This is a genomic window from Fibrella musci, assembly GCF_041321105.1.
GTDB classification, from domain to species: Bacteria; Bacteroidota; Bacteroidia; order Cytophagales; family Spirosomataceae; genus Fibrella; species Fibrella musci.
The window spans coordinates 246,903-259,897 of sequence record NZ_JBGGWD010000005.1; the positions used below are offsets into that span (position 1 = coordinate 246,903).

Below are 12,995 nucleotides of genomic sequence, written 5' to 3' on the forward strand. Positions count from 1 at the left end.
TTAGTTTGACAAATAACCCTTAGAGGGTTCCTGCAAAATGCATCGTAACATAGCCAATATTAGCTTAGACTAAGTCAATTATTTATCAAGATAATAATGCTTGTTCTGATGAAAAAGAACCCGCATACAAGCATTTTTACGTAGACTTTATTCGTTTACAGCGGTTTATAGTTACTTCTAAGTAGGTACGCCCAACCAGTTTATTTTCGGAATTTGCGGAAGGATTGTACCATGTGTAAGGCGGAGGTACGTCCGAGTAGCAATAAGTAATTTCCGGTTAACAAAAATTGGTCACCCTTTTGCCGAATGATACCAGCGTCAAACGCCATTTTATTATAGTCATCTTTACTGGCTCGAAACGACGTGGCCCACGTTGCTGTAATATCGGCTTCCACGGGTTTACCGTGAACGACCAGTTGATCATCGATCGGATCGTTGACCCGGCGAACGTCGCGCATGAACTGCTGGGCAAACTGCACAATCGCTGGTGTAAGCAGGCCGTTCCTGAAATGAATCAGTTGGTGTTGTACCGACATGATCTGGATCAGGCGGGGTGTGGGCGTGCAAATGGCAAAGGCATACCGGCGCAGAAAGAATAATCGCCCCAGGGTTTGCTGCATATAAAATCGGCTCATTCGGTAGCTTAGCCCCCGACCAGCCAACTGGTTATCCTGAAATGCCAGTCCTCCAAAGACGAACGGAATTTTTCCTTTAAAAAAGGGCGTCTGTATACGGTATAGATTGTACGTTTGAAAACCCAGCAACTGCCCGTCGCGATGCGCCATAACAATCGTAGGCGAATGAGCCAGGTGTACGTTTTGCAGGTAGGCCCCATCAACTGCAAAGCCGGCCTGTTGCATGAGGGTCTGGAGCGCCCCGATTTGCGTGGGCGATAACTCGTCGGCTGAGGTTAAGGTAATTTGCAACACGGCCAGAAATAAGTAACCGCAGGTCTGAATTAGGTCAGCCTGCGGTTAACGAATTACTGAAAAATGTGTGTTCGTGAGCGTGCCATTTATTAAATGGCAAACCTATCATTTTGACCTACTTCATGTTATGATACACCATCTGCACATCGTCATCTTCTTCGATGCGCTCGATGAGCTTCTCAACGTCGGCAACCTGTTCGTCGGTTAACTCTTTATAGTCGGTAGGAATCCGCTCAAACTCGGCCCCTTTTAGCTCGTAACCAGCTTCTTCGAGGTGTTTTTGGAGCGCGCCGAAGGCTGTAAAATCGCCATAGATCACGATCTGATTGGCTTCTTCGTCAAACTCCAGTTCGTCGGCGCCAAAGTCGATCAGCTCCAGTTCCAGTTCGTCCATATCGACGCCCTCGGCCGTAATCCGGAACACCGATTTGCGGGTGAACATAAAATCGAGCATCCCCTGCGTACCCAGGCTACCGCCCAGCTTGTTGAAATAGCTGCGGATGTTGGCTACGGTACGATTGAGGTTGTCGGTAGCGGTTTCGATCACGATGCCCACACCATGCGGTGCGTAGCCTTCGTAGACGATCTCTTTGTAGTCTTCCTGCTCTTTCGACGATGCTTTCTTGATCGCCCGCTCCACGTTCTCCTTCGGCATGTTGGCCGCTTTGGCGTTCTGAATCACCGCGCGGAGCCGTCCGTTGGTGTCGGGGTCGGGGCCAGCTGCTTTTACAGCAATCACAATGTCTTTACCAATACGGGTGAAGGTTTTGGCCATCTGCCCCCACCGCTTCATTTTTCGGGCTTTCCGGTATTCAAATGCGCGTCCCATTTTTCAAACAGGTTCAAGGTCTAAAGTTCAATGTCCAAAGGTATCGCCAATTGCTTCGTTGCGCACGTTGAACCTTGGCCTTTGAACTTTAAACCAGCTCTTATATAGTTTCAACTGTTGCTAGTTCAGGTACGTCCACCATGCCGCGCGTCAGGTCTTCGAAGGTGTCACGCCGACGGATGAGGTGGGCCTCGCCGTCCAGCACGAGCACTTCGGCCGGCCGTTCGCGGAGGTTGTAGTTAGAGGCCATGCTGTATCCGTAAGCACCCGCATTTTCGATGGAGAGCACGTCGCCCATACGTACCTGCGGCAGCATCCGGTCTGTAGCGAAGGTGTCGGTTTCGCAGATATAGCCAACTACGTCGTAAAGCGTAGGCGCGCCGTCGGGGTTCGATACGTTCACGATGTCGTGCCAGGCGTCGTACATCATGGGCCGAATGAGGTGGTTCAAACCCGAATCGACCTGTACGAAGGTACGTGTGGGGTTCTGTTTCACCACGTTTACCCCTACGAGCAAATGCCCGGCTTCGCTGACGAGGAATTTACCCGGCTCAAACCAAAGTTCGAGCTCGCGACCATACCGATCGCAGAACGCCCCGAACGCCGCCGACACTTTGGCGCCGAGATCGGCCATATCGGTCACGTAATCGCCTTCGCGGTAAGCCACTTTGAAGCCGCTGCCAAAATCGATAAATTGCAGATCAGGGAAATCGGCAGCCATCTCGAACAGCACATTAGCCCCGCTCAGGAACGTGTGAGCATCTTTGAAATCGGAGCCGGTGTGCACGTGCAGCCCAACGATATTGAGCGCATACTGGCTCACCAGCCCGACGATCTGCTGGCGGTAGTCATTCGGAATACCAAATTTCGAGTTAGCGTGCCCCGTCTGGATTTTGATATTGCCGCCATCGGCTACGCTGGGGTTAATGCGCAGGCAGAGGGAAACGGTTGAGCCGTAGACTTGACCGATCTGCTCCAGCAACGGCAGGCTGTCGACGTTGATTCGCAGCCCCATGTCGATGGCACGCTGAATTTCCGCCCACGAGTTCCCGCTGGGAGTGTACATAATCTGGCTGGGTACGTACCCAGCCAGCATCGCCAGCCGAGCCTCATTGACCGACACTACGTCGACATCAACCCCCTGCATCCGCATCAGCTTCAGAATCGACAGGTTAGTCAGGGCCTTGGCGGCGTATTTTATCTTAAGGTTTACGCCCTGGAATGACGAGCGAAACAACTCGATTTTCTCACTGATTTTTGCCGCGTCGTACACGTAGAGCGGCAGGCCAAACTCCTGAGCAATGGCTAGCGTATGGAGACCCTGAATCTGATAAGGTGATTGCTGTTGCGAATGCATGATAAACCGAAAACAGGCCGCAAATATACGCAGTTTCGCCGTACAGATGCTTGCTGTCTGCGGGTGGTCAGTTTCCCTTTTGTGCCTGTACAGGGGCAGTAGGGGCCGTATTGTAACGCAGCTTGTTCAGGTAAAACACATCGCGCGGCAGACGATTGCTGCCACGGGGCGGAATGATTTTCTGATAGCCCGTGGCCACAAAATGAGGTCCGTACCACGCCTGTACGGCATCTTCGGCGCTCGACAATACTTTTTCTGTATCCAGGCCAGTCTGCATTTTTATCGGCTCGTCGGCACGCAATACCGAGTCGCGCTCAATGAGTTGCGTGGTAATCTGGGCGTCTTTCGTGTAGGCCAGCACCACCTGCTCGTCATTCGACAGCACTTGCACTTTCTGGCTCAGCGCGATGTCGGTTAATTCCTTGATGGGCAGGCAATTATCCCAGACCAGATTCCCCTGCCGGTCAAATTCGCAGATAAACGCATGCGTATACTGGTAGCCCACCGATGACCGGTCGATGGCTGGGCGGGGCGTGTACGAATAGAAGGGAGCCGCACTGCTCATCGAGTTCAGCAGGAGATTCCGGTTGTAGAACATCGATGAAGGCGAACTCTTGTATTGTGGGAAATAGACCTCCGCCGCTACCCGTAGCCCCGTGGGCGTCGGCATCAGCTCGTGCACCAGCAGCCGGTAATGAAATTTGTAATCTTTACCCAACTGTCGGCGTTTCAGCACACGCGCCAATAGCTTTTGCTGCCGCTTCGGGTTCATGTAATTAAAGAAATTCTTCAGCTTCGAGAAGTCGAAGTAGCGGATCGCCTCGCCCCGGTCGGTCCTGACGGTCATCTTCCCGGTTTCATTGTGGTAAATACGGGTGATGTAAATTCCCTGCGAATAGGGCGTACAATCGGCGGAGTAGTTGCCCACCAACAGCGATTCGTCGGCGCTGATCGGCAGAATTTTCCCGGTAATCAGGCTTTGTTGCAATCCATCATACTCGATGATCCGAAGCGGCTTCCCGTCAGGCGAATACGAGCGGACGGCAAACTGACAGCGTTTTTTAGGCGAATGCGTCAGTACGTGCACTTCCTGCCGAAACGGATCGACTTCCATGCTGCCCAACTCCATATGGTTGACGTACAGCCCCTGGAAAATCCGGAAACTCCGGTCAAACAACGAGAACGCCATCACCACCGGCCGCGACCGGTAATAACCCGACAGATAAGCCACGTTGCCCATCACCTTAAACTGACTGATATCCAGCCCGGACGGCATTTGCCCGTCGTAAAACTCGATCGCGCCATCTTCCAGATTCAGGCGCATGACCGCAATCTTCTCGGAATTGGGCTGGCTATAGAGGTGAAACAAATACTGCTCATTGTCGAAGGTTTGCATGGGCACATATTTGTCAGGCAGTTTAAACTCAAACGCCCAGCGGGTGGCCAGCGCGGTATCGATTCGGATGAACCGGAACTGATGCGGCTGTCGCGAATAGTCATCGACACGGTGGTAGGCCACTAGCCCGCCGCGCTCACCGAGGGGCAGCAGGGCATATTTTTCGGTCCACGTTGGCGTGACGGGCAACTCCAGCCGCGTGGTGTGGGTGAGTTGCGCCAGAGCGGGCCATCCGCAGGCGATAAGTAAGATGGTTAACAGAGAACGCATGCAGTCGTAGGCATTGGCCCATAACCCGAAGCTACATCTTGCCCGCCAATTGCCCAAATCTGGCCGCATTTCGTACTTTTGCGGCCTATTGCCCCCACCCTGATGGGCGTAATCAACACATGGATTTACAAGTCGCGCTTAGTACTGCCATTCAGCAAGCCATTCAGGCCGTTTACGACACAACGGTCGATGATATTCCCCTACAACCCACCAAGAAAGAGTTTGAAGGCACCTACACCTTCGTTACGTTCGGGCTTACGAAAGCCCTGCGCAAGCCCCCCGTGGCCATCGGGCAGGCCCTTGGCGAGTGGTTGCAGCAGCACAGCCCGCTGGTGAGTGGTTTCAATGTGGTGCAGGGATTCCTGAACATCAGCCTCTCCGACGCGGCCTACATTCAGTCGCTGAACGGCATTGCCGCCACGCCCAACTTCGGCACGGCACCCGCCACGAGCGAACCGGGAGCGGGCAACCGGGTACTGGTCGAGTTTTCGTCACCCAACACCAATAAGCCGCTGCACCTGGGCCACCTGCGCAACAACTTCCTGGGTGATTCGGTGAGCCGGATTCTCGCCGCCAATGGTTACGACGTCACCAAGGCGTGTCTGGTCAATGACCGGGGCATTCACATCTGTAAGTCGATGCTGGCGTATCAGAAGTTTGGGCAACAGGCCGACGGTACGTTCGAGACACCCGAATCGTCGGGCCTCAAAGGCGATAAGCTGATCGGGAAATATTACGTGCTGTTCGATAAAGCCTACAAAGCCGAAGTAGGTACGTTGGTGGCTGGTGGCATGGCGCAGGAGGTTGCCGAAAAACAGGCCCCTCTGATGCAGGAAGCGCAGGCGATGTTGCGGAAGTGGGAACAGGGCGATGCCGAGACGGTTGCGTTGTGGTCGCAGATGAACAGTTGGGTGTATGCCGGTTTTGCCGAAACGTACAAAAAGATTGGCGTCAGCTTCGACAAGACCTATTACGAATCCGACACGTACCTGCTGGGTAAAGATGTCGTTGACGAAGGCCTGCAAAAGGGAGTTTTCTACCAGAAAGACGATAAATCGGTCTGGATCGACCTCACCGACGAGGGACTGGATCAGAAGCTTGTTTTGCGTGGCGATGGCACCTCGGTTTATATCACGCAGGATCTGGGCACCACCGACCTTAAGTTCAACGACTTCCACTCGAACCGCTCCATTTGGGTAGTGGGTAACGAGCAGGATTACCACTTCAAGGTGCTATTCGCCATCATGAAACGGCTCGGTCGGCCCTACGCCGAAGGTTGTTATCACCTTAGCTACGGCATGGTTGATCTGCCATCGGGTAAAATGAAGTCGCGCGAGGGTACGGTTGTCGATGCCGACGATCTGGTGGCCGAAGTGGCGCAGGTGGCGGCCGAAGCCGCCGATCAGGCCGCGAAAGGCAAGCTCGATGAGTTTACTGAAGCCGAAAAGCAGGCCCTCTTCCACATGATCGGGCTGGGCGCGCTGAAGTATTACCTGTTGAAAGTTGACCCGCAGAAACGCATGCTCTTCAACCCCGAAGAGTCGGTGGATGTGCATGGGCACACGGGGCCGTTTATCCAGTACACCCACGCCCGGATTCGGTCGGTGTTGCGAAAAGCCGAAGAGGCCGGTCTGGCAACGACCGGCGCCGTCGACGAAGCTGCCGCGCCGCTGCACGAAACCGAGCAAGACGTGATCGTGCTGCTGGGGCAATATCCGTTGCGCGTGCGGGAGGCCGGCACCAACTATGCCCCCTCCTACATTGCTCAGTACGTCTATGATTTGGCCAAAGCCTACAACCGGCTGTTTGCCGAGGTGTCGATCCTGTCGGAGCCGGATCCGGTCAAGACCCATTTCCGACTGCTTCTATCGGCCAAAGTAGCCGAAACCATCCGTCACGGCATGGGGTTATTAGGCATCGACGTACCTGAGAAAATGTAACGTTGTGGTTGACGTTTGGCGTTTTCAGGCCGACGTTGTGCTTCGATTTAGCTATTCCGTTCACTGTCTGTACAAAGTCAAACCCCAAACGCCCGATGCGTCGCTCAACAAAATTCACCCTGGCAGCCGCGGCTGTCGTTATTCTCATCAGCACTATGTCCTTTTCGCGCCTCATCAAACACGTTTTCAGTGACAAAGAGGAAGCCCTGTCGGCCCCGGCTACGCTGGAAGCCGCTCCGGCCAAATCGCTCTACGATTTTACGGTAAACAGCCTTTCGGGGCAGCCGGTCGCGCTGAGCCAGTATAAAGGCAAGAAAGTGGTTATCATGAATACGGCCTCGAAGTGTGGGTACACCCCACAATATGCCGACTGGGAAGCGTTTTACGAAGCGAACAAAGACAAAGTGGTCGTACTGGGTTTTCCGGCTAACAACTTTGCCAATCAGGAGTCGGGTAGCAATGAAGAGATTGCCTCGTTCTGCCAGAAGAATTACGGCGTGACGTTCCCGATGTTTGAGAAAGTCGACGTGGTGGGTACCAATCAGGCCCCGCTCTATAAATGGCTGACGACCAAATCGCTGAACGGCTGGAACGAGCAGGCCCCCGGTTGGAATTTCTGCAAGTATGTCGTCGACGAAACGGGCAAACTCACCCATTTCTTTGCCTCGGGCGTCAAACCCAACGATCCGGCTTTCAAAAAAGCAATTGGGATTTAAAAGCAGTTCAACGTTTGATGTTCAACGTCTAAGGTTGCGTCGCCTCTTGTTAGATGCTACCGACCCAACGAAACAACGTTAAACGCTGAACGTTAAACATTGAACAGACCTTGAAAGCTTGGCTGGCGGCGGCTCGACCGCGCACATTGCCGCTGGCGTTGGCCAGCATTATTCTTGGTAGTTTTCTGGCGGCCGCAGCCGGTCGGTTTAGCTGGCTGACGTTTGCGCTCGCAGCCCTGACAACCATCTGCTTACAGGTTCTCTCCAATTTTGCCAACGACTATGGCGATGCCATTTCGGGGAAAGATACGCCCGAGCGCGTTGGTCCCCGGCGAGCCGTAGCCACGGGCGATATTACGAAAGAAGCCATGCGCCGGGCCATGTACCTCTCAGGTACGTTGTCGCTGGTGTCGGGCGTCTGGTTGCTGGTCGAGGCTACCCGGCAGGCTGGTGCGTGGCTGTTCTGGGCTTTTCTGATGCTGGGCCTGCTGTGCATCGGGGCGGCGGTCGCGTATACCAATGGCAAGCGTCCCTACGGCTATGCCGGCTACGGCGACATTGCCGTGTTGCTCTTTTTTGGTTGGGTGGGCGTGCTGGGTACGTTCTTTTTACATACGCAATCGGTGAGTTGGGCGTTGTTACTACCAGCGAGCAGTGTTGGCTTCTTTGCCACGGGTGTTCTGAACATCAACAACATCCGCGATATCGAAACCGACGCCAAAACCGGCAAGAACTCAATTCCGGTCCGGCTAGGTCGGCCGGGAGCCATTCGCTATCACTGGCTGCTGTTAGGATCAGGTATGATTTGTGCAGTGATTTATTCTGTGCTGACCGCAGCCGACGCGACCGACTTTCTGTACCTGCTTGCTTTTCCGCTGTTTGTGCTCAACGGGCGCGCCATTGCACAGCACACCAACCCAGCTGAACTAAATCCCCGACTCGGGCAGCTCGCTATATCGACGCTGCTGTTTGTGATCCTGTTCGGTGTGGGCTTACTTTTATAGATCACGGTGCGCGTATCGGGTACCAAACGGGGACGGATGGTTTTTATCGTAAAAATCTTTCCACCCATTGCGTAAACCTTCGTGTATTTGCGGTTTACCTTATTAAAACCTCAACTTAATAAACTTTGAAACGCTGGATTGCCATTGTGCTCGTAGTCGTGGTCCTGGGGGGCCTCATTGTGTATAACAAAATTCTAAACCCAGCCCCAGGCGCCGGTGGTCCGGGCGGGGGTGGCGGAGGCGGTGCGCCAGCCGCTGGCGGTTCGGCTAAAGGTGGCAAAGGCGGTCCCGGTGGACCGGGCGCTAGCGGCCCCACCAATGTCAATGCCTACGTAGTCGTTCCTAAACTCATCGCCAATGCGGTGGTGGCCACCGGTTCGCTTGTGGCTAATGAGCAGGTCGACATTTACCCGGAAATCGCTGGCCGGATCGTTGAGATGAACATCCGCGAAGGACAGCCCGTCGCTAAGGGAGCGCTGTTGATCAAGATTTACGACGGCGACTTGCAGGCCCAACTCCAGAAGTTTCGGGTGGTGCAGGAAAACGCCCAACGCACCGAAGAACGGAACAAGCAACTGTTGCAGCGCGGTGGTATCAGCCAGCAGGAATATGACATCATCGTCACGAACCTGAAAGGAGCCTTGGCCGACATCGACCTGACAAAAGCCGCCCTGCGCCGCACCGAAATCAGAGCACCCTTCTCGGGGGTTATCGGCATTCGAAATGTGAGCCCCGGCGCGGTCGTCACCCCGCAGACGCTCATCACCCGGCTTCAGCAATTGAATCCCATGAAACTCGACTTTACGGTGCCCGAACGTTACAGCCGCTCGGTCAAGTCGGGCGAGCGGGTGAGCTTTACGCTCGACGGTAGCCAAACCAACTTCACGGGTCAGATTTACGCGGTTGAGCCGGATGTGGACGTGGCCACGCGTAGTCTTCGTATCCGGGCGCGGGTTGCCAACACCAGCCCTGAGTTACGTCCCGGCTCGTTTGCAAAAGTAAATCTTACCTTCCGCGAAGAACGGGCACTCACAATCCCCTCACAAGCGTTACTTCCGCAGACACGCGGTAAGCAAGTGGTGGTGGTTCGCAATGGAAAAGCCACGTTTGTCGATGTACAGACGGGGATTCGGGATAAGAGCAACATCCAGATTACGTCGGGCCTTGCTCCCGGCGATACCGTTGTCACGTCAGGTCTGCTTTTTGTGAAGAAAGACGGCCCGGTTAAAGTGGTCAAAGTCAGCAGCTAACCTTTTACGTTTAAGGTTTGACGTCTGCTGTTTAACGTGGCTCTACCTGACAGCGTAAACGTTAAACAGTAGACGTCAAACCTTGAACCTCAACTTATGAGTCTTTCTTCTCTCTCCTTAAAACGCCCGGTCTTCGCGATGGTGATGTCCATCGTGATTGTGCTGTTTGGGGTTATCGGGTACACCTTCCTGGGGGTACGTGAGTACCCGGCCATCGACCCACCGGTTATCTCGGTCAGGACGAGCTATACCGGCGCCAACCCCGAAATTATTGAGTCGCAGATCACCGAGCCCATCGAAAAGACGCTGAACAGCATCGAGGGTATCCGCACGATCTCGTCCAACTCCGCGCTGGGAAGCAGCAACATCACGGTCGAATTCAACCTCGACACCGACCTGGAACGGGCCGCCAACGACGTGCGCGATAAAGTGTCGCAGGCACAGCGACTGCTTCCGCAGGACATTGACGCGCCGCCCGTGGTAACCAAGGCCGACGCCAACTCGGACCCCATCATTTTCATGCCGATCCAGAGCACGACGCGTAACCCGATGCAATTATCGGACTACGCCGAAAACGTGCTTCAGGAGCGGCTGCAAACCATTCCGGGGGTATCGCAGGTGAATATCTTCGGGTTGAAGCGCTACGCTATGCGGATGTGGATCGACCCAGCCAAGCTGGCGGCTTACCAGATGACGGTGCAGGACATTCAGGCGGCGTTGCAGGCGCAGAACGTTGAACTACCCGGCGGGAAAATCTACGGCAACAATACCGAACTCACGGTAAAATCGGTGGGTCGTCTGACGACCGAAGACGACTTCAACAACCTGATTCTACGCCAGACCAATCAGCAGATCCTGCGTCTGCGCGACGTGGGCTACGCCACGCTGGGGCCAGAAAACGAAGAAACTTCGTCGAAACAGAACGGCGTACAGGGGGTCATTCTCGTACTGATTCCGCAGCCGGGCGCCAACTACGTCGATATTGCCGATGAGTTCTACAAACGCCTGGATCAGATCAAGAAAGACCTGCCGAAAGATTTGATCGTCAGTGTCGGCATCGACCGGAGTACTTTCATCCGCAAGGCCATCGAGGAAGTAGAAGAAACGCTGCTGATCTCGTTCGTGCTGGTGGTATTGGTCATTTACTTCTTCTTCCGCGACTGGCTCATCGCTTTCCGGCCACTGATTGATATCCCGGTTTCGCTGATCGGTGCCTTCTTTATCATGTATGTTGCCGACTTCAGTATCAATATCTTAACACTGTTAGGGATTGTGCTAGCAACGGGCCTCGTGGTCGATGACGGCATTGTGGTTACGGAGAACATCTTCAAAAAGATCGAAAAGGGCATGGAGCCCGAGCGCGCTGCCAAAGAAGGGTCTGAAGAGATTTTCTTCGCGGTAATCGCCACCTCGATTACGCTGGCGATCGTGTTTCTGCCCATCATTTTCCTTCAGGGCTTTGTGGGTCGTCTCTTCCGGGAGTTTGGGATTGTCGTAGCCGGAGCCGTTTTGATTTCAGCCTTCGTATCCCTGACGTTGACGCCCGTACTAAGCGTAAAACTGACGTCCAAAACACACGGTGAGTCCTGGTTTTATCGCAAAACCGAGCCTTTCTTTCAATGGCTCGATACCACGTACCGCAACTCGCTCGGCAGCTTTTTGAAGAAACGCCGCTGGGCCTGGGCCATGATGGTGGCCTGTCTGGCGCTGGTATTTGGACTGGGAGCCACTCTGAAATCAGAGTTAGCCCCGCTGGAAGACCGTGGCCGGATTCGGATTCCCATCACGGCGCCGGAAGGCACAAGCTACGAAGCAATGTCGGGCATTGCCGACCGCGTAACACGGCTGGTGCTCGACTCCATCCCGGAAACCAAGCTGACTTTCAGTGTAGTAGCACCAGGTAATTCAGGAGCGGGGGCTGTCAACTCGGGCTTCGTGTTCGTTAACCTGAAAGACGCCAATGAGCGAACCCGATCGCAACAGCAGATTGTCGACAACCTGACCAAGAACTTTAGGAAGTTTACGGACGCCAAGATGTTCCCCACGCAGGAACAGACCATTTCGACGGGTGGCCGGTCAGGCTCATCATTGCCGGTGCAGTTTGTACTGCAAAACCTGAGTTTTGACAAGCTGCGCGAGAAACTGCCGCAGTTCCTCGAAGAAGCGCAGAAAGATCCGACGTTCCAGAACGTCGACGTCGACCTGAAGTTCAACAAGCCTGAACTCAACATCAGCGTTGACCGCGAGAAAGCGACGGACCTTGGCGTATCGGTGCTCGACGTATCGAATACGCTCCAACTGGCACTCAGCAACCGGCGTCTGGCCTACTTCCTGATGAACGGGAAGCAGTATCAGGTGATTGGGCAGGTTGACCGCGAAAACCGCGATGAACCGACTGATCTGCGCACCTTCTACGTCCGCAACAACCGGCAGGAGCTGATTCCGCTCGACAACGTGGTCCGGTTCAATGAAGTGAGCAGCCCGCCGCAGGTATATCACTATAACCGTTTCAAATCGGCAACGGTATCGGCGGGCCTTGCGCCGGGCAAGACTGTCGGTGATGGCGTAGCAGCCATGCAGGCGATTGCCGCCCGCGTGCTCGACCCCACTTTCCAGACGTCCCTGACAGGTTCGTCGCGTGACTTCTCGGAAAGCTCATCGAATACACTGTTCGCCTTTGCCCTCGCGCTCATTCTGGTATACCTGATTCTGGCGGCGCAGTTCGACTCGTTTGTCGATCCGTTCATTATCATGCTGACGGTGCCGCTAGCACTGGCGGGTGCGGTCTTCTCACTCTGGCTGTTCAATCAGACGCTCAATATCTTTAGTCAGATTGGGATTATCGTGCTGGTGGGGCTGGTCACGAAAAACGGGATTTTGATCGTCGAATTTGCCAACGAGCAAATGGCCGAAGGCAAGACCAAAGTGGCCGCCGCCCTTGAGTCGGCAGCGATGCGCCTTCGTCCGATTCTGATGACCACACTCGTAGCAGCCTTCGGCGCACTGCCGCTGGCGCTCGCGCTGGGTTCGGCCTCGAAGAGCCGCGTTCCGCTGGGTGTCGTGATCGTAGGTGGTCTTATGTTCTCGCTGATACTGACGTTGTTCGTTATCCCGGCCATGTACATTTTCATGTCGCGCCGTAAGCCCAGTCAGCCCATTGGCGAGTCTCCCGATCAGAAGCAACTGGAGAAAGAATCCGCAGAAGCGGTGTAAACTGGCGTTCAAGGTTCAATAGCCAAGGTCCAACGTGGCTGACGCAAAAAGAAGACGCGTCAGCCACGTTGGACCTTGGCCATTGAACCTT

At 54.5% G+C, this 12,995-nt stretch carries 9 protein-coding genes; 5 read left to right on the forward strand and 4 right to left on the reverse strand.

The features are described 5' to 3' along the window. Positions 1 to 200: 200 nt before the first annotated feature. From ACAW74_RS17420 to ACAW74_RS17435, 4 genes are all read right to left on the reverse strand, one after another. A complete protein-coding gene (locus ACAW74_RS17420; protein ID WP_370699493.1) occupies positions 201 to 926 on the reverse strand; it encodes a hypothetical protein in 726 nt (241 codons plus the stop codon). A gap of 118 nt (positions 927 to 1,044) precedes the next feature. Next, complete coding sequence (locus ACAW74_RS17425) at positions 1,045 to 1,758, reverse strand: YebC/PmpR family DNA-binding transcriptional regulator (RefSeq protein WP_370699494.1); 714 nt, start codon at positions 1,756 to 1,758, stop codon at positions 1,045 to 1,047. A gap of 100 nt (positions 1,759 to 1,858) precedes the next feature. Then, the gene (gene lysA / locus ACAW74_RS17430; protein WP_370699495.1) at positions 1,859 to 3,115 is read right to left on the reverse strand and encodes a diaminopimelate decarboxylase; all 1,257 of its coding nucleotides are present in this window, start codon (positions 3,113 to 3,115) and stop codon (positions 1,859 to 1,861) included. Positions 3,116 to 3,182: 67 nt separating this feature from the next. Then, positions 3,183 to 4,781 carry a hypothetical protein gene (locus tag ACAW74_RS17435; protein ID WP_370699496.1) on the reverse strand — a complete coding sequence of 533 codons (1,599 nt, stop codon included), beginning with the start codon at positions 4,779 to 4,781 and terminating at the stop codon, positions 3,183 to 3,185. 119 nt (positions 4,782 to 4,900) lie between these two features. Between ACAW74_RS17435 and argS the strand changes: the two genes are divergently transcribed. From argS to ACAW74_RS17460, 5 genes are all read left to right on the forward strand, one after another. Further along, positions 4,901 to 6,721: an arginine--tRNA ligase gene (gene argS / locus ACAW74_RS17440; protein ID WP_370699497.1), complete on the forward strand. Its 1,821-nt coding sequence runs from the start codon at positions 4,901 to 4,903 to the stop codon at positions 6,719 to 6,721. A 95-nt stretch (positions 6,722 to 6,816) separates the two neighbouring features. After that, entirely contained in the window at positions 6,817 to 7,437 is a 621-nt protein-coding gene (locus ACAW74_RS17445) for a glutathione peroxidase (protein WP_370699498.1), read from the forward strand. A gap of 110 nt (positions 7,438 to 7,547) precedes the next feature. Then, the gene (locus ACAW74_RS17450) at positions 7,548 to 8,441 is read left to right on the forward strand and encodes a 1,4-dihydroxy-2-naphthoate polyprenyltransferase (RefSeq protein ID WP_370699499.1); all 894 of its coding nucleotides are present in this window, start codon (positions 7,548 to 7,550) and stop codon (positions 8,439 to 8,441) included. Positions 8,442 to 8,566: 125 nt separating this feature from the next. After that, the gene (locus ACAW74_RS17455) at positions 8,567 to 9,691 is read left to right on the forward strand and encodes an efflux RND transporter periplasmic adaptor subunit (RefSeq protein ID WP_370699500.1); all 1,125 of its coding nucleotides are present in this window, start codon (positions 8,567 to 8,569) and stop codon (positions 9,689 to 9,691) included. 96 nt (positions 9,692 to 9,787) lie between these two features. Beyond that, a complete protein-coding gene (locus tag ACAW74_RS17460) occupies positions 9,788 to 12,904 on the forward strand; it encodes an efflux RND transporter permease subunit (protein ID WP_370699501.1) in 3,117 nt (1,038 codons plus the stop codon). Positions 12,905 to 12,995: the final 91 nt, after the last annotated feature.

Bases quoted from the DNA above. Each gene is read 5' to 3' on its own strand.
- ACAW74_RS17425 (WP_370699494.1), bottom strand. From the start codon at position 1,758: ATGGGACGCGCATTTGAATACCGGAAAGCCCGAAAAATGAAGCGGTGG.
- lysA (WP_370699495.1), bottom strand. From the start codon at position 3,115: ATGCATTCGCAACAGCAATCACCTTATCAGATTCAGGGTCTCCATACG.
- ACAW74_RS17435 (WP_370699496.1), bottom strand. From the start codon at position 4,781: ATGCGTTCTCTGTTAACCATCTTACTTATCGCCTGCGGATGGCCCGCT.
- argS (WP_370699497.1), top strand. From the start codon at position 4,901: ATGGATTTACAAGTCGCGCTTAGTACTGCCATTCAGCAAGCCATTCAG.
- ACAW74_RS17445 (WP_370699498.1), top strand. From the start codon at position 6,817: ATGCGTCGCTCAACAAAATTCACCCTGGCAGCCGCGGCTGTCGTTATT.
- ACAW74_RS17460 (WP_370699501.1), top strand. From the start codon at position 9,788: ATGAGTCTTTCTTCTCTCTCCTTAAAACGCCCGGTCTTCGCGATGGTG.